Genomic DNA, 21,226 nt, shown 5'->3' on the forward strand with positions numbered 1-21,226 from the left:
GCTTTGTTTCCAGCGTGCTCTGCTGCGCCGCCGCCGCCGCCGCCGCCGCATCCGCTGCCGCATCCGCATCCGCATCCGCATCCGCTTGCGTTATGCGCGTTGCGGTATGCGAGGCCGCTGCGCGGCTCCGTGCGATGGGCGCATGCAGACCAGGCGGCTGCTGCGCCGGCGCGCTCGGCGCGCTCGGGGCGCTATCGCGCCGCGTGCCGCGCTTCGCCCGCGCGCGCAAACGAACCCGGCTGCGGTGAAGCGGGCTCGCCGCGATCCAGTTGCCGGTAGCCGATCGCCTCGGTCAGATGCGCGGTGGCGATCGCGTCGCTGCCATCTAGGTCGGCGATGGTGCGCGCCACGCGCAGGATGCGGTGCAAGGAGCGCGCCGACAGGCGCAGGCGGTCGATGGCGTGTTCCAGCAGCGCTTCGTCGCGCGGCTGCAGGCGGCAGTCGCGCAAGGTGTCGCCGTGGCCGAGCTGGCCGTTGGGGCAGCCGGCGCGTGCCAGCTGGCGTTGCCGCGCCTGCTCCACCCGCTCGCGCACGGCCGCGCTGCTCTCGCCGGGGGCAGCGTCGGCGCGCAGCGCCTGCGGCGGCAGGCGTGGTACATCCACATGCAGGTCGATGCGGTCCAGCAAGGGGCCGGAGATGCGCGCGCGGTAGCGGCGGATGCTGTCGTCGCTGCAGCGACAACGGCCGCTGGCGTCGCCGGCCCAGCCGCAGGGGCAGGGATTCATCGCTGCGACCAGCTGGAAGCGGGCGGGGAATTCGGCGCTGCGTGCGGCGCGCGAGACGGTGACCGTGCCCGATTCCAGCGGCTCGCGCAGCACTTCCAGCGCGTGCCGGTTCCATTCGGGCAATTCGTCGAGGAACAGCACGCCGCGATGCGCCAGCGAGATCTCGCCCGGGCGCGGATGGGTGCCGCCGCCGACCAGCGACACCGCGCTGGCGGTGTGGTGCGGCGCGCGGTAGGGCCGCTGCCGCCAGCGCGCCGGGTCCAGACCGCGGCCGCTGACCGAGGCGATCGCCGCCGCTTCCAGCGCCTCGGCCTCGCTGGCCTCGGGCAGAATCCCGGGCAGGCGCGAGGCCAGCAAGGTCTTGCCGCAGCCCGGGCTGCCGATCAGCAGCAGGTGGTGGTGGCCAGCGGCGGCGATCTCCAGCGCGCGCCGCGCCTGCGCCTGCCCGCGCACGTCGCTCAGGTCGGGAAACGGCGTGGCCGCGGCCGGCAGGGCTTCGGCGGCGGGCAAGGTCTTGGTGCCGTTCAACAGCGCGCAGACCTCGAGCAGGGTGCGCGCGGTGAACGCCTGCACGTGCTGCGCCAGCGCCGCTTCGGGACCGTTGCCCGCCGGTACGATCAGCGTGCGTCCGGCCTGCGCGGCGGCCAGTGCCGCCGGCAGCACGCCGTCCACCGGGCGCAGTTCGCCGGTCAGGGCCAGTTCGCCGAGGAATTCGTAGTGGCCCAGCGCTTGCGGGTCGAGTTGCCCGGCGGCGGCGAGGATGCCCAGCGCGATCGGCAGGTCGAAGCGGCCGCCGTCCTTGGGCAGGTCGGCCGGGGCCAGGTTGACGGTGATGCGCCGCGCCGGGAACTCGTATTGCGCGCACAGGATGGCGGCGCGCACGCGATCGCGCGATTCGCGTACCGCGGCCTCGGGCAGGCCGACGATCTGCGTCGCAGGCAGTCCGCCGGATAGGTGGACCTCGACCCGAACCGGAGGCGCAAGCACCCCCGCGCGGGCACGGCTGTGCACCAGCGCCAGGCTCATGGTGGCGGGTGGGTCAGGCTTGCGCGGACGGCGCGTCGCCACTGCGCGCGGTTTCCAGCGCGGCGACGCTGCGTTCCAGCGCTTCCAGCTTCTCGCGGGTGCGCAGCAGGACCGCGCGCTGCACGTCGAATTCCTCGCGGGTGACCAGGTCGAGCTTGCCCAGGCCGGCCTGCAGCGCGCTCTTGAAGGTGCTCTGCAGTTCGTCGCGGGATTCGCGCAGGCCTGGCGGTACCAGGTCGCTGAGGCGGCGGGCGAGGTCGTCGAGGTGATTGAGGTCGATCATGGCGATGCTCCGGCAGGGAGCGCCAGACTGCGGCACCCTGCGGTTCGGGGCCATCGGTATCGGGCGCGGCGCGCTGTCGGAAAATTCCGGCGATGGGGCGCGCGAGCATTTGAACCCGGCAGCCGGGCATCGCGCAACCGCGCTATCCTGACGCCATTGTGATTGGAGAAAGCCGCATGAAGATGATCATGGCCGTCATCAAGCCGTTCAAGCTCGACGACGTGCGCGAAGCGCTCGCCGCGCAGGGCGTGGCCGGCATCACCGTCACCGAGGTCAAGGGCTTCGGCCGGCAGAAGGGCCACACCGAGCTGTACCGCGGCGCCGAGTACGTGGTCGATTTCCTGCCCAAGGTGAAGCTGGAAGTGGCGGTCACCGAGGACCAGGTCGAACGCGTGCTCGAGGCGATCGTCAAGGCGGCCGGCACCGGCAAGATCGGCGACGGCAAGGTGTTCGTGTATGACCTGGGCACAGTGGTGCGGATCCGCACCGGCGAACTGGATGCGGACGCGCTGTAGGGTCTCGGTACGCGCTGCGTTCCTGGCGACAGGGCTGCATCGCGAGAATTCAACGGTGAGGTGCGCGGCAGCGCGGTCGTGCATCGTAGATCGCGGCGCGTCTAGCCGCTGCTTCTACGTCGCACTGCGCCGCCCGGCACTTCGCCGATCTCCATCGGCAAAGCACCTCGGTCTGGCTCGGCCCACGCTGTTCTCTGCGCCGCGATAGACCTGCTTTCACTCCGCAACATTCGTCCGATGCAGAGCCGCTGCGCCGGCGCGCAATGCCGATGGGTGCCTTGCCGCGGCCGCACTGGCTTCGCTGATCGAATACTCCTCGGCCTTGTCGCGCTCCACGCCGTTGAACGAACGGAGCCGGATTGCCCTGCTTCGGCGAATCTCGGGGCTGAAGCCCCTCCTGCAGTGCACCAGGCAAGCATCCTAAGCTCCTTGTGGGAGCGACTTCAGTCGCGACGAGCGAAGCGGTGGATTTTCCGGCTGCGGATGCAGTCGGGACTGAAGCCCCTCCCACAGTGCACCCAGCCGCTTGCCGCAAGGTCGTTGTAGGAGCGGCTTGAGCCGCGACGAGCGCAGCTCGGCACTGCACCGGCTTCGGCGAATGTCAGAGCTGAAGCTCTTCTCGGTCTCCAACAGGGCAGTGATAGCTCAGGGCGATCTGCCCGCGTTGCCGCGCATACCATTTAAATACCGAATTGGGCGCAGGCCTGCGCCGCCGTTTGGTCTGACGCGAGCCAAGCCGGAATTCGACAATCCGCAGCACGCGAATCCCCGCCGCGGCCGCGCAGCTTGTCGCGACGTAGCGACTTGCCTACTCTGTGCCGTAATACCATTCCAATACCGGAGATCCGGAATGACGCGACGCGCTACACGGGCGGGCCTGAGTCTGCTCTCGATGACGGTGGCGCTGGGTCTCGCGCTGGCGGTCCCGGCCGCGGCGCAACCGGTCACGCGGCCGGCGCTGTTTCCGAGCCCGGTGTCGATCCGGCTTGAGGCCGGCACTGTCGCGCTCGGCCGGAAGGTCGTGCTGGTCGCCGCGCCGGGTGCGGACCCCGCATCGGTCGCACTGGTCCGTCGCAGCCTGGTCTCCGCGGGGGTCGAGCACATCGCCACCGCGTCGCGCCTGCCGGCCACGCTCGAACAACCGTACATCGTCGTCGGAACCGGCGAGGCGGTGGTCGTCCGCGAGGCGCTGACGCGCAGCAAGGCCATGCAGGAGACGCACAAGGAGGGCTATACCCTCGCCAGCGTCGCCACCGGCAAGGGCAGCCTGATCACGCTCGCCGGCCACGACGCCGACGGCCTGTTCCATGCCGCGCAGACCTTGCGTCAGCTTGCCGAACGCCCGGCCATCCCGACCCTGGTCATCCAGGACTACCCCGCGATGGCCATCCGCGGCACGATCGAGGGGTTCTACGGGGCGCCATGGTCGATGGCCGATCGCGCCAAGCACATCGATTTCCTCGCCCGCACCAAGGCGAACACCTACATCTACAGCCCGAAGGACGACCCCTATGCGCGCGACCGCTGGCGCGAGGCCTATCCGGCGGCCACGCTGAAGGCGCTGGGCGGCTTGGCGGCGACGGCCAGGCGCAACCATGTCGATTTCGTCTACGCGATCTCGCCGGGGCCGTCGGTCTGCTTCTCCGATCCGGCCGATGCCAAGGCGCTGCTGCGCAAGTTCGACGCGTTTCGCGCGCTGGGCGTGCGCAGCTTCTATGTCGCGCTCGACGATATCGAATACACCAAGTGGAATTGCGAGCGCGACAAGGCCACCTTCGGCCCGTCGGGTGCGGAAGCGGCGGGCGTCGCGCAGTCGTACCTGCTCAACCTGGTGCAGGCGGACCTGGTCGCCCGGCACGCTGCGGCGTCGGAACTGATCATGGTCCCGACCGAGTACTACGACGCCAAGGAAAGCCCGTACAAGGCCGCATTGCGCCAGCATCTGGATCCGAAGATCGTCGTGCAATGGACCGGCACCGACGTCGTGCCGCCTGCCATTTCCATCCCCGATGCGCGCGCGGCGACCAAGGCGTTCGGGCGCAGGACGCTGCTGTGGGACAACTACCCGGTCAACGATTACGAAACCTCGGCCGGCCGCTTGTTGCTGGCGCCGTACACGCGGCGCGAAGCTGGCCTGTCTGCGGAGTTGGCCGGCATCGTCGCGAACCCGATGAACCAGGAGGCGCCGAGCCGTGTCGCGGTGATGGGGCTGACCGCGTTCGCATGGAACGACAAGGATTACGACGCCGAGCGGACCTGGCATGCGGCGGCGCGCGAACTGGCGGCGGGCGATGCGCGGGTGACCGCGGCGCTGCTCACCTTCTTCGATACCCAGCACCTGGCGCCGACCTTCGGCAGCCAGCCGTGGCAGGAGCAGGCGCCGCGGCTGAAGGCCGTGCTCGACCGGGTTCGCGAAGCGCTTGCCGGTGGCGACGCCGACGCGCGTGGCCAGGCGCTCGCCGAGCTCGCGCGCAGCGCGGACGAGATCGCGGCGGCGCCGGGCATCATCCGCGCAGGCGTGGCCGATCCGGGCTTCGCCGAACAGTCGCGCCCCTGGCTGGATGCGATGCAAGGCTGGGGGCGCACGCTGCAGGCGACGGCAGCCGGGCTGCAGGCCGCCAACCGAGGCGACGCCGCGGCGTCAGGCTCGTTCGCCGATGCGGCCCGGCTCGCTGCCGAGGCCGCGGCGATCCAGTCGATCCCCGGCGCGACGCGTTTCGGCGGGCCGGTCAAGATCGCCGATGGCGTGCTCGATCGCTTCGTGGCGGACGCCCCGACGCTGATCGCGCTGGACGCACCGGCTGGATCGGCTCCGACGGCTGCGCGTTGACGGTTCGGCGGGCGTTGGCGGGGGGCGCTTCCTCCGGCCGCCGCTTGAGCCATGCACCGGTGCTGCGCGGTGCATCGTCCGCGATCGGCAAAATTTCCGGAGGCCCGCCAGCCGCTGCAGTGCAACGGGGGACGGAACGAGAACGCGCAAGTCGACGTGATGTCGACCAAGGCCGCTGCGCCTAGGAGGCTCTGCGCTCGTGATGTCTTGCGGCAGGTGCATGCGGGCGACACGCCGGCGCATGCACGCTCAGCCCGCGTTCGTCCGGGCGCCGCGAACACGCAGGCGCCCGGTTCCGCCTGGGCCGATTACTCGCCCAGCGCCTCGGCCACGAACGGCGGCAGCACCTGGGTGCCGGTGTGCAGGTGCGCGCTGTAGTACCGGGTGGCGAATGGCTTGGCCGCCGCGTCGGCCTGGCGGAAGTCGAAGCCGCCCTGCTTGCGCGCCAGGGTCACGCTCCACCAGCCGGTCGGGTAGCACGGCTGCGGGAACGGAACGGTGTGGAAGCTGGCGAAGCCGGCCTTGCCCATCTCCGCGCGCATTTCCTTGATCAGGTCCAGCAGCGCCAGCGGCGATTCGGACTGCTGCACCAAGATGCCGTCGTCCTTCAGCGCCTTGAAGCAGCTGGCGTAGAACGCCTTGTTGAACAGGCCTTCTGCCGGACCGACCGGATCGGTCGAATCGACGATGACGATGTCCACGCTGCCGGCCGGGCAGTTGGCCATGTAGGCGATGCCGTCGTCGAACAGCAGCTCGGCGCGCGGATCGGCATTGGATTCGCACAGCTCCGGGAAGTACTTCTCGGCCATGCGCGTGACCTGCTCGTCGATGTCGCACTGGGTGGCGCTTTCCACGCCCGGGTGCTTGAGCACTTCGCGCAGGGTGCCGCAGTCGCCGCCGCCGATGATCACCACGCGCTTGGGCGCGGCGTGGGTGAACAGCGCCGGGTGGCTGATCATCTCGTGGTAGAAGAAGTTGTCGCGCGTGGTCAGCATCACCGCGCCGTCGATCACCATCAGCTTGCCCCAGTCGGTGGTGTCGTAGATCTCGATCTTCTGGAACGGCGACTGCACCTCGTCCAGCTTGCCGGTGATGCGATAGCCGATGGCCGAGCCGGTGGGCTGGAAGTGTTCGATGTACCAGTTGTCGTTGGCGGTCATGCAGAAGATTCCTAGGAAAGCAAGAAAGAAGACGGACGCATCCTTCTCCCACCGGGAGAAGGTGGCGCGACGCGCCGGATGAGGGTGGGGCGCAGCCTCACGCAGCTAGACCACGCGACGCCAGACACCACCCTTCGCCGATGAGGGCAGGGCGCGGCCTCGTGCACCCGAACCGCGCGGCACGCGAACCCTCACCAGACCCGGCTCCGCCGGGGACAGGGGCGTCAGGTCGGCGCGGATTGTAACGGAGCCCACGCGTAGCAGGCGTTACAATCCACGCCCCTTTTCCCCGCCGAGCCGCCACGATGAGCGATTGGTCCCTCGACCAAGCCCGCAAGACCTATTCGATCCCGCATTGGGCCGATGGGTATTTCGACGTGGATGCGGCCGGCCGGGTGGTGGTGCGCCCGCAAGGCGCCGACGGCGTGGCGATCGCGCTGCCCGAGGTGGTGGACGCCGCGCGCGCGGCCGGCGCCAAGCTGCCGATGCTGGTGCGCTTCCCGGACATCCTGGGCGAGCGCCTGGGCAAGCTGCAGGCGGCCTTCGCCCAGGCCCAGGCCGACTGGGACTACGCCGGCGGCTACACCGCGGTGTACCCGATCAAGGTCAACCAGCACCGCGGCGTGGCCGGCACCCTGGCCAGCCACCACGGCGAGGGCTTCGGCCTGGAAGCGGGCAGCAAGCCGGAACTGATGGCGGTGCTGGCGCTGTCGCGGCCGGGCGGGCTGATCGTCTGCAACGGCTACAAGGACCGCGAGTACATCCGCCTGGCGCTGATCGGGCGCAAGCTCGGCTTGCAGACCTTCATCGTCATCGAGAAGCCGTCGGAGCTGAAGCTGGTGCTGGAGGAAGCGCGCGCGCTGGACGTGAAGCCGGGCCTGGGCGTGCGCATGCGCCTGGCCTCGCTGGGCGCGGGCAAGTGGCAGAACAGCGGCGGCGACAAGGCCAAGTTCGGGCTGTCGCCGCGGCAGGTGCTGGACCTGTGGAAGGCGCTGCGCGACACCGAGTACGCCGAGTCGCTGAACCTGCTGCACTTCCACATGGGTTCGCAGATCTCCAACGTGCGCGACATCGCCAACGGCATGCGCGAGGCCACCCGCTATTTCGTCGAGCTGTCCAAGCTGGGTGCCAGGATCAGCCACGTCGACGTCGGCGGCGGCCTGGGCATCGACTACGAAGGCACCCGTTCGCGCAGCTACTGCTCGATCAACTACGGCCTGCATTCCTACGCCAGCAACATCGTGCAGCCGCTGGCCAACGCCTGCGAGGAACACGGCCTGGCGCCGCCGCGGATCGTCACCGAGTGCGGCCGCGCGATGACCGCGCACCACGCGGTGCTGATCGCCAACGTCTCGGAAGTGGAGCAGGCGCCGGAAGGGCGCGTGCCCGACGCGCACGCCGACGAACCGGCGGCGATCCGCCACCTGCGCGAGATCCACGACGAACTGGACGTGCGCCCGGCGGTGGAGCTGTTCCAGGAAGCGCAGCATTTCCATGCCGAAGGCCTGTCCAGCTACGCGCTGGGCCAGATCGACCTGCCGCAGCGCGCGCGCATCGACGACCTGTTCTACGCCATCGCGCACGGCGTGCGCGCGCGCCTGAGCCATGAGGAAAAGAGCCACCGCCCGGTGCTGGACGAGCTCAACGAGCGGCTGGTGGACAAGTACTTCGTCAACTTCAGCGTGTTCGAATCGATCCCCGACGTGTGGGCGATCGACCAGGTATTCCCGATCGTGCCGATCGAGCGGCTGAACGAAGCGCCGGCGCGGCGCGGGGTGATCTGCGACATGACCTGCGACTCCGACGGCATGGTCAAGACCTACGTCGAGAACGAGAGCCTGGACAGCTCGCTGCCGCTGCACGAACTGCGCCCGGGCGAGAGCTACCGGCTCGGCTTCTTCCTGGTCGGCGCCTACCAGGAAATCCTCGGCGACATCCACAACCTGTTCGGCGACACCGATGCGATCGAGGTCAGCGCCGATGGCGACGGTTACCGCATCGCCCAGCAGCGCCGCGGCGATACCACCGACGTGATGCTGGATTACGTGGGCTATGCACTGGCCGACCTGCGCGCGGCCTACGCCGAGCGCGTGGCCGCCGCGCAACTGCCGGCCGAGCAGGCGCAGGCCTTGTCGGCGGCGCTGGAAGCGGGGCTGACCGGCTACACCTACCTGTCGGACGAACCGCTGGGCTGAGTGCCGGCATGCGCTCCTTCGCCAGCAGGCGAGGAGCGCGCTCCGCGGCTGCGTGTCGCCGCGTTGTCGAGCGCGCGCAGGAACGTACCGAGCGCGATCGTCCCTCCAGCGCATCCCGCGCAGACGCGACGCGCCTTGTCGTCATCGCGGCACCGCTCGCATTCGCCGCTGCGGATGGACGAGCGCTGGCACCGGCCCATAAGCTGAGCGCCCCTGCCATCTCCCCCCGACGCGATGCGCTACCCCGGACTGGACTTGCTGCGCGCGCTGGCGATCGTGTGGGTGATGCTGTTCCACTCATTCGTGGTCGGCGGCCTGGGGCCGGACTGGGCCTGGCTGTCGCGCTATGGCTGGATGGGCGTGGACCTGTTCTTCGTGCTCAGCGGCTTCCTGATCGGCGGCCAGGTGCTGGCGCCGCTGGCACGCGGCGAACCGCTGCGTTATGGCGATTTCTACCTGCGTCGCGCGTTCCGCATCCTGCCGGCCTTCGCCGTGGTGCTGGCGCTGTACCTGGCCTGGCCCGGTTTCCGCGAAGCGCCGGGCATCGCGCCGTGGTGGATGTTCGCCAGCTTCACCTTGAACCTGGGCATCGACTACGCCAACCAGCAGGCGTTCTCGCATGCCTGGTCGCTGTGCGTGGAGGAGCATTTCTACCTGGTGTTTCCGCTGCTGGCGGCGCTGTCGCTGCGGCGGCCGTCGGCGCCGCGTTTCGTCGCGGTGTGCGGCGCCGTGGTGCTGGCCGGCATCGCGTTGCGCACGGCCGCCTGGCTGCACGACAGCGCGCTCGAGCGCATCGGCGACGGGCTGCAACGCAACTGGTTCATCGAGGACATCTACTACCCGACCTGGAACCGGCTCGACGGCTTGCTGGCCGGGGTGGTGCTGGCCGCGATCAAGGTGTTCCGGCCGCAGCGCTGGCAGTGGCTGCAGGCGCGGGCCAACGCACTGCTGCTGGCCGGGTTGGCGGTGTGCGCGCTGGCGATGTGGCTGTTCCGCGAACGTACCGGTCTGCTCGGCAACGCGATCGGCTGGCCGCTGCTGTCGCTGGGGCTGGCGCTGCTGGTGATCTCCGGGGCTTCCGCGCGCAGCTGGATCGGCCGCCGTGCGCTGCCGGGCGCGGGCTGGCTGGCGGCGATCTCCTACAGTCTGTATCTGACCCACAAGGCCGTGTTCCATCTCACCCAGCGTTGGTTCGGCGCCGCGCTCGATGGACATGGGCTGCTCGCGTTCGCGACCTATGCGGTGATGGCGCTGCTGGCTGCCGCGCTGCTGCACTACGCGGTGGAGCGGCCGTTCCTGCAGCTGCGCGAACGCCTGCGGCGCAAGCCCGCCGAGCTGCCGGTGGCTGCCTAGGCACACCCTGCCGGAGCATGTTGGCGCGGCGAGCCGACGTGCGCGGCTCTCCACGCAGCCGCCTCACCCCGGATCGGCGCAGGCCACGCGCGCCTCGTGCAGGCGCTGCTGCAGGATCTCCGCCAGGCGCGTCACTGCCGGTGTCGGTTCTGCGTCGGCATGATGCAGGTTCAAGCCCAGCGCCGGCAGCGTCGGCAGGCCGCCGGTCCCTGGCGGCAGCAGCGCCAGCGACTCGGGCAGGCCGGCCGGCGTGCGCAAGGTCAGGCCCAGGCCGGCGCGCACCGCCGCCCAGACGCCGCCCAGGCTGGCGCTGGTGAAGGCGATGCGCCACGGGATGCCGGCGCGGTCCAGCGCCGTGGTCGCCGCGGTGCGCAGCAGGCAGGGCGCCTCCAGCATCACCAGCGGCAATGGCGTCTCGCTGTGCCAGCCGCTCGGGTCCGGAAGCGGCGCCTGGGCCGCGGCGATCCAGCGCATCAGCCAGGCCGCCTGCGGCGCGCGATGCGCCGTCGCGGTCCCTGCGTCCCAGGCCAGCGCCAGGTCCAACTGGCCCGCGTCGACCCGGGCCAGCAGTTCCTGATGGCGCGCGATGCGCGCTTCGATGCGCACCTTGGGATGAGCGCGGGCGAAGCGTCCCAGCACGTCGGGCAACATGTGCTCGCCGAAATCCTCCTGCAGTCCAAGCCGTACCCAGCCCTGCAGGACCGACCCGTGCAGCGCACCGGTGGCTTCGTCGTTGAGGTCCAGCAGACGCCTTGCGTACGCCAGCAACACCTCGCCAGCGTCGGTCAGCGCCAGTCCGCGGCCGCTGCGGCGCAGCAGCGTGTGGCCGGCCTGCGCTTCGAGCTTCTTCAGCTGCGCGCTGATCGCGGACGTGGAGCGCCCGTGCCGATCTGCCGCCTTGGCGAAGCTGCCCAGTTCGACGCCGGCGACGAAGCTGCGCAGCGCATCGAGATCGAAGGTGACGCGACGCATGCTATCGATCCTGTTTTATCGAAGAGTTAATACTGAATTTCCCGATTTTCAGGAACATCTTCGGTGGCTAGGCTGTGCGCAGTCAATCTCCAGCGCGAGACGCCAATGTCCGCTACATGCAAGCCTTCTGCATCCTTGTTCGGCGATATCGCGCCGAAATTCGCGCAACTGACCGATGACGTGCTGTTCGCCGACCTGTGGCAGCGCCCCGCGCTGTCGCCGCGCGAGCGCAGCCTGGTCACGGTGGCGGCGCTGGTGGCCCTGTACCGGCCGCAGCAACTGCCGTTCCACCTGAGCCGCGCGCTGGACAACGGCCTGGGCCGCGACGAACTGGCCGAAGCGATCACCCATCTGGCGTTCTACGCCGGTTGGCCGTGCGCCGCCTCGGCGCTGCCGCTGCTGCGCGCCGCGACCGCGTCGGCCGCCTGATTCCCGAGCAGGAGACATCCCATGCCCTACGCCCGTATCTCGCTGCATCGCGGCGCGGCGCCCGACTATCTGCGCGCCTTGTCCGCCAGCGTCTACCAGGCCATGCACGAGGCCTTCGAGGTGCCGGCCGGCGATTGCTTCCAGGTCATCCACCAGCACGATCCAGGGGAACTGGTGTTCGACCGCCACTATCTCGGCGGACCGCGCTCGGATGGCTTCGTGCTGATCGCGATCACCGCCGGGCGGCCACGCAGCGAGGCCCGCAAGCGCGCGTTCTACCGGCGCCTGGTGGAGCTGCTGGCGATCACGCCGGGCATCGCGCCGGAAGACGTGATGGTGAACATCGTCACCACCGAGGCCCAGGACTGGTCCTTCGGCGGCGGCCGCGCCGGGATCGTGGCCGCGGAGGCCGGCGCATGATCGCCATGCAGTACAGCATCGCGTTGCCGGCCGACTACGACATGGCCATCATCCAGCGCCGCATCGCCGACAAGGGGCCGTTGCTGGACGGCCTGCCGGGATTGGTGTTCAAGGCCTATCTCAGCGCCGACCGCGCCGATCGCGCGCTGTCCAGCCACAGCAACCTGTACGCGCCGTTCTATCTGTGGCGCGATGCCGAGGCGATGCGCGATTTCCTCGCCGGCGCCGCGTTCCGCGCGCTGACCGCGTCGTTCGGGCGGCCCGCGGTGCAACTGTGGACGGTGTGCGCTGCGCATCTGCACGCAGACCTGCGCGGCGCCCGCTACGCCCGGCGCGAGATCGTCGCGATCCCCGATGCCGACGCGCTCGACACGCTGGGCGACCACGCGACCGAGCGGGCGAGGGACGATCTTGCCGCAGGCGCGCTCGCCGCGGTGAGCGCCTACGAGCCGCATGGCTGGAACCTGCTGCGCCTGCGGCTTTGGCGCGATCTGCCGCCGCCCGCGCCGGACGTCGGTCAAGCCTATGCCGTCGGCCACGTGTCCATGCCGGCAAGCGGCGGTTGAGGCAACAGCACCCCGGCTTTGCCTGTTTGCTTTTACCATTCCCGATTCCCCACTCCCCATTCCCGGCCTCTCAATGACCCAGACCGCCCTGATTACCGGTGCCACCTCCGGTTTCGGCGCCGCCGCCGTGCGCCGCTTCGTCAACGCCGGCTGGCGCGTGATCGCCACCGGGCGCCGCGCCGAGCGGCTGCAGCCGCTGCTGGCCGAGTTCGGTGCCGAGCGCGTGCACGTGGCGGCGTTCGACATCCGCGACGAAGTTGCGCTCGATGCGATGCTGGCGGAGCTGCCGGACGCGTTCCGCGGCATCGACCTGCTGGTCAACAACGCCGGCCTGGCGCAGGGCACCGCCCCGGCGCAGGCCGCGTCGCTGGACGACTGGCGCACGATGATCGATACCAACATCACCGCGCTGGTGACCCTGACCCATCGCCTGCTGCCCACGCTGATCCAGCGCCGTGGCGCGATCGTCAACATCAGTTCGGTCGCCGCGCTGTATCCGTATCCGGGCGGCAATGCCTACGGCGGCACCAAGGCCTTCGTCAGCCAGTTCTCGCTGGGCCTGCGCTCGGACCTGCACGGCACCGGCGTGCGCGTGACCGCGATCGAGCCGGGCATGGCCGAGACCGAGTTCACCCTGGTCCGCACCCACGGCGACCAGGGCGCGTCGGACAAGCTGTACCACGGCGCGCAGCCGATGACCGCCGAGGACATCGCCGAGCAGATCTTCTGGGTCGCCACGCTGCCGCCGCACCTGAACATCAATCGGCTGGAGATCATGCCGGTGACGCAGTCCTTCGCCGGCTTCCAGGTGGCTAGGGGCCGGGAATAGGGAGTGGGGAATCGGGAATAGGAAAAGCTAAAGCTAAAGCAGGCGTCGACGTGCTCCGCCTGCCCTGGGTCACGGCGGCCAGGCGGCCATCAGTCGCGCTTGCGCGACTGGCGAGGCAATGAAACGGCTGGCCTACGCAGGCCAGTCGCAAGGAATGCAGGAGAAGCCGCTTCTCCCCATTCCCGTTTCCCCATTCCCGACTCCCAGCCTCACTGCGCCTTGATCGCGATCGCCGGCAGCCCGCTGCCGGTGAGCTTCTGCTTGGCCGCGGCCAGTTCGCTGGCCGTGCCATACGGCCCCATGCGTACGCGGTACACGGTCTTGCCGCTGATCTGCGCCGATTCCACGCGCGCCGACAGGCCCAGCATCGCCAGCTTGGCCTTGGTCGATTCGGCATCGCCGGAGGCGCCGAACGAGCCGGCCTGCAGGATGTAGCGGGCGTTGTCCGGCGCGGCGGCGGCAGCGGCGGGCACGGTCGATGCCGCGGCTGGCTTGGTCGCCGTGGCCACCGTGTTGGCGGGTGCGCCGGCTGCTGCCGTTTCGGGTAGCGGGGTCGGGTTGGACGCTGCCGCCGTCGTTGCCGGCGTGGTGGCGGCCACGGTCGCCGCAGTTGCGGTGGCCGGCGTGGCGGCGGCAGCCGGCTGCGGCGCGCGCGCCTGGCGCGCGGCCTCGGCGCGTGCGCTGGCGGCCAGCTCGGCGTCGGACATCTGCACTTCCTTGCCCGGCAGCAAGGTGTAGAAGTCGTACTGGGTCTGTGCGTCCTTCTTGGCGTCGGGCTTGGTGCTGCCGGCCGCTGTCGCCGCCGGCTTGGGCAGTTCCGGTGCCGCGTCCACGTCGGCATCGGCCACCGGCGCCGGTTGCGCATCCGGATTGGCGCGTGGCCCGCCCACGCGCAGGAAGCCGTCGCCGTCCTTCTTGAACAGGCCCGGCGCCGCCAGGAATACCACTGCCGCGATCGCCACGCCGGCGATCAGCCACACCCATCCGGGCGTGCCGTTGCCGCTGTTGCGCCGCGCCTGCGTCTTACCGCGTCGTGCTGCCATCTACCGCTTCTCCACTCACATTTTTTCCGGGGCGGACACGCCCAGGAGGTTCAGGCCGTTGGCCAGCACTTGCTGCGCCGCCACGGCCAGGGTCAACTTGGCGTTGCGCTCGCCCGCATCGTCCACCAGCACCGGGGTGCCGTGGTACCAGGTGTGGAACGCGGTCGCCAGTTCGCGCAGGTATTGCGCGATCAGGTGCGGCTCCAGCACATGCCCCGCATTCTCCACCACTTCCGGGTAGCGCGAGAGTTCCAGCATCAGTTCCAGCGAGGTCGCATCGTTCAGCCGGTTCAGCTGGCCCAGGCCGTCGGCCTGGTCGTAGTCCAGTTTCTTCTCCTGCGCCTGGCGCAGCAGGCTGCACACCCGGGCATGCGCGTACTGCACGTAGAACACCGGATTGTCGTTGCTCTGCTGGCGCGCCAGGTCGATGTCGAAGGTCAGCTGCGAATCGGGCTTGCGCGCGATCAGGAACCAGCGGGTGGCATCGCGGCCGGCTTCCTCGATCAGGTCGCGCAGGGTCAGGTAGCTGCCGGCGCGCTTGGACAGCTTCACTTCCTCGCCGCCGCGCATCACCGTGACCATCTGGTGCAGCACGTACTCGGGCCAGCCCTTGGGGATGCCCAGGTCCATCGCCTGCAGGCCGGCGCGCACCCGCGCCAGCGAGCCGTGGTGATCGGCGCCCAGTTCGGTGATCGCACGCACGTAGCCGCGCTGCCACTTGCTCAGGTGATAGGCCACGTCCGGCACGAAGTAGGTATAGCTGCCGTCGGACTTGCGCATCACGCGGTCCTTGTCGTCGCCGAAATCGGTCGATTTCAGCCACAGCGCACCGCCTTCCTCGTAGGTGTGGCCGGAGGCGACCAGCTTCTGCACCGCCTCCTCGACCTTGCCGTCGCGGTACAGTGAGCTTTCCAGGAAGTAGATGTCGAAGTCCACGCCGAACGCGGCCAGGTCGTGGTTCTGCTCGTTGCGCAGATAGGCCACGGCGAAGCGGCGGATCGCCTCCAGGTCGTTCGGATCCTTGGAGCCGGTGACCAGATTGCCTTCCAGGTCCACCGAGTCGCCGGCCAGGTAGGCGTTGGCCACGTCCTGGATGTAGTCGCCGCGGTAGCCTTCTTCCGGCCAGTCGGGACTGTCGGGGGTCTTGCCCTGCGCGCGCGCCTGCACCGAGCGCGCCAGGTTCTCGATCTGGCCGCCGCCGTCGTTGTAGTAGAACTCGCGCTTGGCGTTCCAGCCGTTGGCCTCGAGCAGCCGCGCCAGGCAGTCGCCGATCGCCGCAGCGCGGCCGTGGCCCACGTGCAGCGGGCCGGTCGGGTTGGCCGAGACGTATTCCACGCCCACGGTGCGGCCATTGCCGACCAGGCTGCGGCCGTAGTCCTCGCCCTGCTTGAGCACCGCCAGCACTTCGCGCTGGTAGGCGCTGGGGCTGAGGTGGAAGTTGATGAAGCCGGGGCCGGCGATCTCGACCCGGGTCACCTCGTCGCTGGCCGGCAGCGCGGCGACCAGCTGCTGCGCCAGCGCGCGCGGATTGCCGCGCGCGGCCTTGGCCAGCAGCATCGCGGCATTGGTGGCGAAGTCGCCGTGCTCGCGGGTCTTGGGCCGTTCGACCACGAAGTCCGGCGGCAGGGTGTCGGCCGGCAGGGTGCCGTTGGCGCGCAAGGCTTCGATGCCTTGACCGATCAGGGCGCGGAGTTGGGATTTCACGTGATCTCTGCTTGAAGCGCGGAACCGGCGATTTTACCCGACCCGCCGCCTCCCGGCCCGTGCCGGGTTCAGCCCGACCTCAGGCCGTCCGACGATGGCGGATCGGGGATTGGGCATCTGCGATGGGCAACGCCGCCGCCGCGCTGCCACGGTTCCCGGATTCCGGCTCAGGCCCAGCCGCGCGCCGCCATCGACACCGGCGCCCCGTCGCCGACGATGAAATGGTCCAGCAAGCGGATGTCCACCAAGCCCAGCGCCTGTTTCAGCCGGTGGGTGACGGCGCGGTCTGCGGGGGAGGGTTCCGAGTTCCCCGATGGGTGGTTGTGGCCGATGATCACCGCGGCCGCGTTGTGCGCCAGCGCGCGCCGCACCACTTCGCGCGGATGCACCTCGGCGCCGTCCAGGGTGCCATGGGACAGTTCTTCGAACGCCAGCGAGCGGTGCTTGGTGTCCAGGAACAGCACCGCGAACACTTCGTGCGGCCATGCCCGCAGCCGTTGCGCGAAGTAGCGGCCGGCCGCTCCCGGATCGGTCAGGGTGGTGCCGCGTTCAAGCTCGGCGGCCAGGTGGCGCTTGGCCAGCTCCAGCGCCGCCGACAGCTTGCAGGCCCGTGCCGGGCCGAGCCCCGGCAGGCGGACCAGCTCGCGTGGCGGGCGGTCCAGCAGCATGCGCAGCGGTCCATGCCGATGCAGCAGGTCGCGCGAGGTCCGCACTGCGTCGCTGCCGGGCAGGCCGGAGCCGAGGAAGATCGCCAGCAGTTCGGCGTCGGAGAGGGCGCCGGGACCGCGTGCCAGCAGCTTTTCCCTGGGGCGTTCGGCATCGGGCCAGTCGTTTATGTGCATATCGCCAGATTGGCGGGCGATATGGCGCAACGGTATCAGGGCCGCAAAGGGCCATCGGGTAAGCTAATCGTTCTTGCATGGGTAGGACATTCCCGACGTGACCGGTACTTTCGAGGGGCCCCTGCAGGGGCGGCGTGTGCTGTTGTGCGTGGGCGGCGGCATCGCTGCCTACAAGGCGCTGGAGCTGGTGCGGCGGCTGCGCGAGGCGGGTGCCGAGGTGCAGGTGGCGATGACCGCCGGCGCGCAGCAGTTCGTCACGCCGCTGAGCTTCCAGGCGCTGTCCGCGCACCCGACCCGCACCAGCCTGTGGGACAGCGCCGCCGAGCAGGCGATGGGCCATCTGGAGCTGGCACGCTGGGCCGATCGCGTGGTGGTGGCGCCGGCCACCGCCGACCTGCTGGCGCGGCTCGCCCACGGCCTGGCCGACGATCTGGTGACCACGCTGTGCCTGGCCACCAACGCGCCGCTGACCGTGTGCCCGGCGATGAACCACCGCATGTGGCTGCACCCCGCTACCCAGGCCAATGTCGCCACGCTGCGCCAACGCGGCGCCAGCGTGGTCGGGCCGAACGACGGCCCGCTGGCCGAGGGCGAGTCCGGCCCCGGACGCCTGGCCGAACCGGAAGAGATCGTCGCCGCGCTGGCCGCTGGCCGCGCTGCGGCTGCGGCGCCCCTTGCGGCGCCCACGCCGGTCGCGGCCAGCGCCGGTGGCGGCGCGCTGCACGGCCTGCGCCTGCTGATCAGCGCCGGGCCGACCTACGAAGACCTGGACCCGGTGCGCTACCTCGGCAACCGCAGCAGCGGCAAGATGGGCTATGCCCTGGCCGCGGCGGCGGCGCGGCAGGGCGCGTCGGTGGTGCTGGTCAGCGGCCCGGTGCACCTGCCCACGCCCGACGGCGTGCAGCGCATCGACGTGCGCTCGGCGGCGCAGATGCGCGCCGCGGTGCTCGGCGCGTTGCCGGCCGACATCTACATCGGCACCGCCGCGGTCGCCGACTACACGCCCAGGCAGGTCGCCGCGCAGAAGATCAAGAAGAGCGGCGAGATGCTGACCCTGGAGCTGGTGCGCACGCCCGACATCCTGGCCGAGGTCGCCGCCCAGACCCAGGCGCTGAAGCTGGTGGTCGGCTTCGCCGCCGAGACTCACGACATCGAGCGCTACGCGCGTGGCAAACTCAACGACAAACACCTGGACCTGATCATCGCCAACCAGGTGGGGGTGGCCGGCAACGGCTTCGAGAGCGACCAGAATGCCGCCACCGCCTACTGGCAACAGGGCGCGCGCAGCTTCCCGGCCGTGTCCAAGGCGCAACTGGCCGAACAATTGCTGGCCCTGATCGCGGAGCGACTGCACGCATGACCATTCCGACGCCGTACCCGCTGCAGGTCAAACTGCTCGACCCGCGCTTCGGCGACAGCTGGCCGCTGCCGGACTACGCCACCGAAGCCAGCGCCGGGCTCGATCTGCGCGCGGCCACCGAGGCGCCGCTGACCCTGGCGCCGGGCGATACCGCGCTGATCCCCAGCGGGCTGTCCATCTACATCGCCGATCCGCAGCTGTGCGCGGTGGTGTTGCCGCGTTCCGGGCTGGGCCATCGCCACGGCATCGTGCTCGGCAACGGCACCGGCCTGATCGATGCCGACTACCAGGGGCCGCTGCTGATCAGCGTCTGGAACCGCGGCCGCGAGCCGTTCACCATCGCCCCCGGCGACCGCATCGCGCAACTGGTGGTGATGCCGGTCGTGCGCGTTGCCCTGCAGGTGGTGGATACTTTCGCCGACAGCGCCAGGGGAACGGGTGGATTCGGCCATACCGGAGTGCGCTGACAGGGGATCGTCTGCATGAGCGAGGCAACACAACGGCCGCCGGCGCCGGAGGGTTTGCGCAAGGCGGCGCCGCTGCTGGCGCTGCTGCTGGCCGCGCTGGCCGGCTGGTTCGGCTGGAGCGGCGCGCAGCAATGGCGCAACGAACACAGCGCCACGGAACTGCAGCAGGCGCGCGACGCAGTGGTGGCGCAGACCTCGCAGGCGCTGGCGGCGGTGGCCAAGCGCTTCGCCGCGCAACTGCAGCAGCCCGCGGTGCAGGCGGCCCTGGCGCGCGGCGACGCGACCGCGGCGGCGCAGGCGTTGCGCGAGGGCTGGAAGGACGCGGAAGACGCACACGTGCTGCCCGCCGACCTGAGCGCCGGCTACGCCGACGCGGGCGGCTTCGGCTATGGCCGCCTGGCGCTGCTGGAAAAGGCGTTGCTGACCGACGCCGTCGCCAGCGCGGTGGTGCGCGACGGTGGTGGGGCGCGACTGGGGCTGGCCGCGCCGGTGACCCTGGACACGGGCGCCGGCGTCGCCTACCTGCGCCTGCCGCTGCGCGTGCTGACTGCGCCGGTGGCGCAGGCCGCGGTTCCGGCCAGCGGCTATCTGGCGCTGCGCCAGGGCAGCTACGACGTGGTCGGCGCCGGCGATGCCGGCCTGGCCGACCATGGCGACGCGTTGTCGCGGCCGATCGGCACGACCGGGCTGCGGGTGGTCGCGGCGTTGCCCGACGCCGAGCTCGGCCCGCTCGGCCTGGACGCGCTGCCCTGCCTGATCGTCGCCGGCCTGCTCGGCTTCTTGGCCTTGGCGGTGCTGCTGGCCGCGCGCGGCCGCCTGCCGCGGCCGCGCCGCGCCAAGGCCGCCGCCGCGGCGGCCGAGCAGGAGCCCACCCTGCGGCAGAGCCTGCAGCACCGGGAACCGCCACCGGCACCGCCGCTGCCCGAGGGCGAGAGCGCGCCGGCCAGGGCGGTTCCGGCACTGACCGTGCCGGCCGCCATCTTCCGCGCCTACGACATCCGCGGCGTGGTCGGCCGCGATCTCAGCCCGCAGGTCGCCGCCTTGATCGGCCAGGCGATCGGCGCGGTGATGCAGGAGCAAGGCCTGAACGAGGTGGTGGTCGGCCGCGACGGCCGCCTGTCCGGCCCGGAACTGTCGGCGGCGCTGATCGACGGCCTGCGCCGCGCCGGCTGCCACGTCACCGACATCGGCCTGGCGCCGACCCCGGTGGTGTATTTCGCCAGCTTCCACCTGCGTGCCGGCAGTTGCGTGGCGGTGACCGGCAGCCACAACCCGCCGGACTACAACGGTTTCAAGATCGTGGTCGGCGGCGAGACGCTGTCCGGCGCGGCGATCACCGACCTGTACGCGCGGATCAGCGAAGGCCGCCTGCCGACCGCCGCCGAACCGGGGCGGCTGGAGCAGCGCGACGTCGGCGACGACTACATCCAGCGCATCGCCGACGACGTGCAGCTGGATCGCCCGCTCAAGGTGGTGGCCGATGCCGGCAACGGCGTGGGCGGCGAACTGGCGCCGCGGCTGCTGGAGGCGATCGGCGCGGAGGTCATCCCGCTGTACTGCGACGTCGACGGCACCTTCCCCAACCATCACCCCGATCCCAGCGAGCCGCACAACCTGGAAGACCTGATCCAGACCGTGAAGCGCTTCGACGCCGACCTGGGCATCGCCTTCGACGGCGATGCCGACCGGCTCGGCGTGGTCACCAAGGAAGGCACGGTGATCTACCCCGATCGCCTGCTGATGCTGTTCGCTGCCGACGTGCTGCAGCGCAACCCCGGCGCGCTGGTGATCTACGACGTCAAGTGCACCGGCAAGCTGTCGGACTACGTGCTGCGCAACGGCGGCAGCCCGATGGTGTGGAAGACCGGGCATTCGCTGATCAAGGCGAAGATGCGCGAGACCGACGCCGAACTGGCCGGCGAGATGAGCGGCCACTTCTTCTTCAAGGAGCGCTGGTACGGCTTCGACGACGGCCTGTACGCGGCGGCGCGGCTGCTGGAGATCCTGGCGCAGCGCGAGGAGAGCCCGTCCGAGGTGCTGGCCGAGCTGCCCGACAGCGTGTCCACGCCGGAGATCAAACTGCCGCTGGCCGACGGGCAGGACGCGCATGCGCTGGTCGCGCAGCTGGTCGCCATCGCGCAGCAGGAAGGCTCGGCGTTCGCCGGTGCGCGGCTGCTCACCATCGATGGCCTGCGTGCGGACTTCGCCGACGGCTGGGGTCTGGTGCGCGCGTCCAACACCACGCCGGTGCTGGTGCTGCGCTTCGAGGCCGACACCACTGCCGCGCTGGAGCGGATCAAGGACCTGTTCCGCAGCCAGCTGCAGGCGCTGCTGCCGTCGCTGGCGGCGGGGTTCTGAGGCGCATGCCGTGTACGCCCGGCGCAGTGCCGGGCGAGGCGGCGTAGCGCCGCTGGCACGCGGAGTGGTGTGGAAACGGCTTCAGCCCGCGACAGGGTTGCCGAGAGCGCAGCGATTCCGGGCGGCGCTCGTCGCGGTTGAAACCGCTC

At 70.4% G+C, this 21,226-nt stretch carries 18 protein-coding genes; 11 read left to right on the top strand and 7 right to left on the bottom strand.

Features of this window, described 5'->3' with window-relative positions:
* Positions 1-191: 191 nt before the first annotated feature.
* Together JR064_RS17720 and ubiK are read right to left on the bottom strand one after the other, a co-directional pair.
* A complete protein-coding gene (locus JR064_RS17720; protein ID WP_206230615.1) occupies positions 192-1,751 on the bottom strand; it encodes a YifB family Mg chelatase-like AAA ATPase in 1,560 nt (519 codons plus the stop codon).
* Between the two features lie 13 nt (positions 1,752-1,764).
* Positions 1,765-2,034, bottom strand: coding sequence for a ubiquinone biosynthesis accessory factor UbiK (gene ubiK, locus JR064_RS17725; protein ID WP_206230616.1), 270 nt, complete (start codon positions 2,032-2,034; stop codon positions 1,765-1,767).
* A gap of 176 nt (positions 2,035-2,210) precedes the next feature.
* Here ubiK and JR064_RS17730 point away from each other — a divergent pair, with 176 nt between their 5' ends.
* Entirely contained in the window at positions 2,211-2,549 is a 339-nt protein-coding gene (locus JR064_RS17730; protein WP_003480503.1) for a P-II family nitrogen regulator, read from the top strand.
* Between the two features lie 850 nt (positions 2,550-3,399).
* A complete protein-coding gene (locus JR064_RS17735; protein ID WP_206230631.1) occupies positions 3,400-5,379 on the top strand; it encodes a glycoside hydrolase family 84 protein in 1,980 nt (659 codons plus the stop codon).
* A gap of 308 nt (positions 5,380-5,687) precedes the next feature.
* On the opposite strand, the gene speE is transcribed toward JR064_RS17735, so the two are convergent.
* On the bottom strand, positions 5,688-6,539 hold the full coding sequence (gene speE / locus JR064_RS17740; protein ID WP_191825784.1) for a polyamine aminopropyltransferase: 852 nt from the start codon (positions 6,537-6,539) through the stop codon (positions 5,688-5,690).
* Between the two features lie 305 nt (positions 6,540-6,844).
* Here speE and speA point away from each other — a divergent pair, with 305 nt between their 5' ends.
* Positions 6,845-8,734 carry an arginine decarboxylase gene (gene speA / locus JR064_RS17745; RefSeq protein WP_206230617.1) on the top strand — a complete coding sequence of 630 codons (1,890 nt, stop codon included), beginning with the start codon at positions 6,845-6,847 and terminating at the stop codon, positions 8,732-8,734.
* A gap of 234 nt (positions 8,735-8,968) precedes the next feature.
* Positions 8,969-10,087 carry an acyltransferase family protein gene (locus JR064_RS17750; RefSeq protein WP_206230618.1) on the top strand — a complete coding sequence of 373 codons (1,119 nt, stop codon included), beginning with the start codon at positions 8,969-8,971 and terminating at the stop codon, positions 10,085-10,087.
* A 63-nt stretch (positions 10,088-10,150) separates the two neighbouring features.
* Here the strand turns inward: JR064_RS17750 and JR064_RS17755 are convergent, their stop codons facing one another.
* Positions 10,151-11,059: a LysR substrate-binding domain-containing protein gene (locus JR064_RS17755; RefSeq protein WP_206230619.1), complete on the bottom strand. Its 909-nt coding sequence runs from the start codon at positions 11,057-11,059 to the stop codon at positions 10,151-10,153.
* A gap of 105 nt (positions 11,060-11,164) precedes the next feature.
* On the opposite strand from JR064_RS17755, the gene JR064_RS17760 reads away from it, so the two are divergent.
* From JR064_RS17760 to JR064_RS17775, 4 genes are all read left to right on the top strand, one after another.
* Positions 11,165-11,488: a carboxymuconolactone decarboxylase family protein gene (locus JR064_RS17760; protein WP_206230620.1), complete on the top strand. Its 324-nt coding sequence runs from the start codon at positions 11,165-11,167 to the stop codon at positions 11,486-11,488.
* Between the two features lie 21 nt (positions 11,489-11,509).
* Positions 11,510-11,908: a tautomerase family protein gene (locus tag JR064_RS17765; protein ID WP_206230621.1), complete on the top strand. Its 399-nt coding sequence runs from the start codon at positions 11,510-11,512 to the stop codon at positions 11,906-11,908.
* Positions 11,905-12,474 carry a DUF4865 family protein gene (locus JR064_RS17770; RefSeq protein WP_206230622.1) on the top strand — a complete coding sequence of 190 codons (570 nt, stop codon included), beginning with the start codon at positions 11,905-11,907 and terminating at the stop codon, positions 12,472-12,474. The genes JR064_RS17765 and JR064_RS17770 overlap by 4 nt, the downstream gene beginning before the upstream one ends.
* A 73-nt stretch (positions 12,475-12,547) precedes the next feature.
* Positions 12,548-13,303: an SDR family NAD(P)-dependent oxidoreductase gene (locus JR064_RS17775; protein WP_191825777.1), complete on the top strand. Its 756-nt coding sequence runs from the start codon at positions 12,548-12,550 to the stop codon at positions 13,301-13,303.
* Positions 13,304-13,512: 209 nt separating this feature from the next.
* Here JR064_RS17775 and JR064_RS17780 read toward each other — a convergent pair whose 3' ends face one another.
* The 3 genes from JR064_RS17780 to radC all read right to left on the bottom strand — a co-directional run bounded on the left by JR064_RS17780 (position 13,513) and on the right by radC (position 16,892).
* Positions 13,513-14,346 (bottom strand): SPOR domain-containing protein, encoded by an 834-nt coding sequence (locus JR064_RS17780; RefSeq protein ID WP_206230623.1) that lies wholly within the window; start codon positions 14,344-14,346, stop codon positions 13,513-13,515.
* A 15-nt stretch (positions 14,347-14,361) separates the two neighbouring features.
* A complete protein-coding gene (gene argS / locus JR064_RS17785) occupies positions 14,362-16,050 on the bottom strand; it encodes an arginine--tRNA ligase (RefSeq protein ID WP_179570904.1) in 1,689 nt (562 codons plus the stop codon).
* A 167-nt stretch (positions 16,051-16,217) separates the two neighbouring features.
* Positions 16,218-16,892 (bottom strand): RadC family protein, encoded by a 675-nt coding sequence (gene radC / locus JR064_RS17790; protein ID WP_179570903.1) that lies wholly within the window; start codon positions 16,890-16,892, stop codon positions 16,218-16,220.
* 97 nt (positions 16,893-16,989) lie between these two features.
* Here radC and coaBC point away from each other — a divergent pair, with 97 nt between their 5' ends.
* The 3 genes from coaBC to JR064_RS17805 are packed head-to-tail and all read left to right on the top strand — an operon-like array spanning position 16,990 to position 21,077.
* A complete protein-coding gene (gene coaBC, locus JR064_RS17795; protein WP_338123906.1) occupies positions 16,990-18,252 on the top strand; it encodes a bifunctional phosphopantothenoylcysteine decarboxylase/phosphopantothenate--cysteine ligase CoaBC in 1,263 nt (420 codons plus the stop codon).
* The gene (dut, locus tag JR064_RS17800) at positions 18,249-18,719 is read left to right on the top strand and encodes a dUTP diphosphatase (protein WP_009588584.1); all 471 of its coding nucleotides are present in this window, start codon (positions 18,249-18,251) and stop codon (positions 18,717-18,719) included. Before coaBC ends, dut begins: the two co-directional genes overlap by 4 nt.
* 15 nt (positions 18,720-18,734) lie before the next feature.
* Entirely contained in the window at positions 18,735-21,077 is a 2,343-nt protein-coding gene (locus tag JR064_RS17805) for a phosphomannomutase/phosphoglucomutase (protein ID WP_206230624.1), read from the top strand.
* Positions 21,078-21,226: the final 149 nt, after the last annotated feature.

Origin of the sequence: Xanthomonas bonasiae, assembly GCF_017163705.1 — a bacterium.
GTDB classification, from domain to species: Bacteria; Pseudomonadota; Gammaproteobacteria; order Xanthomonadales; family Xanthomonadaceae; genus Xanthomonas_A; species Xanthomonas_A bonasiae.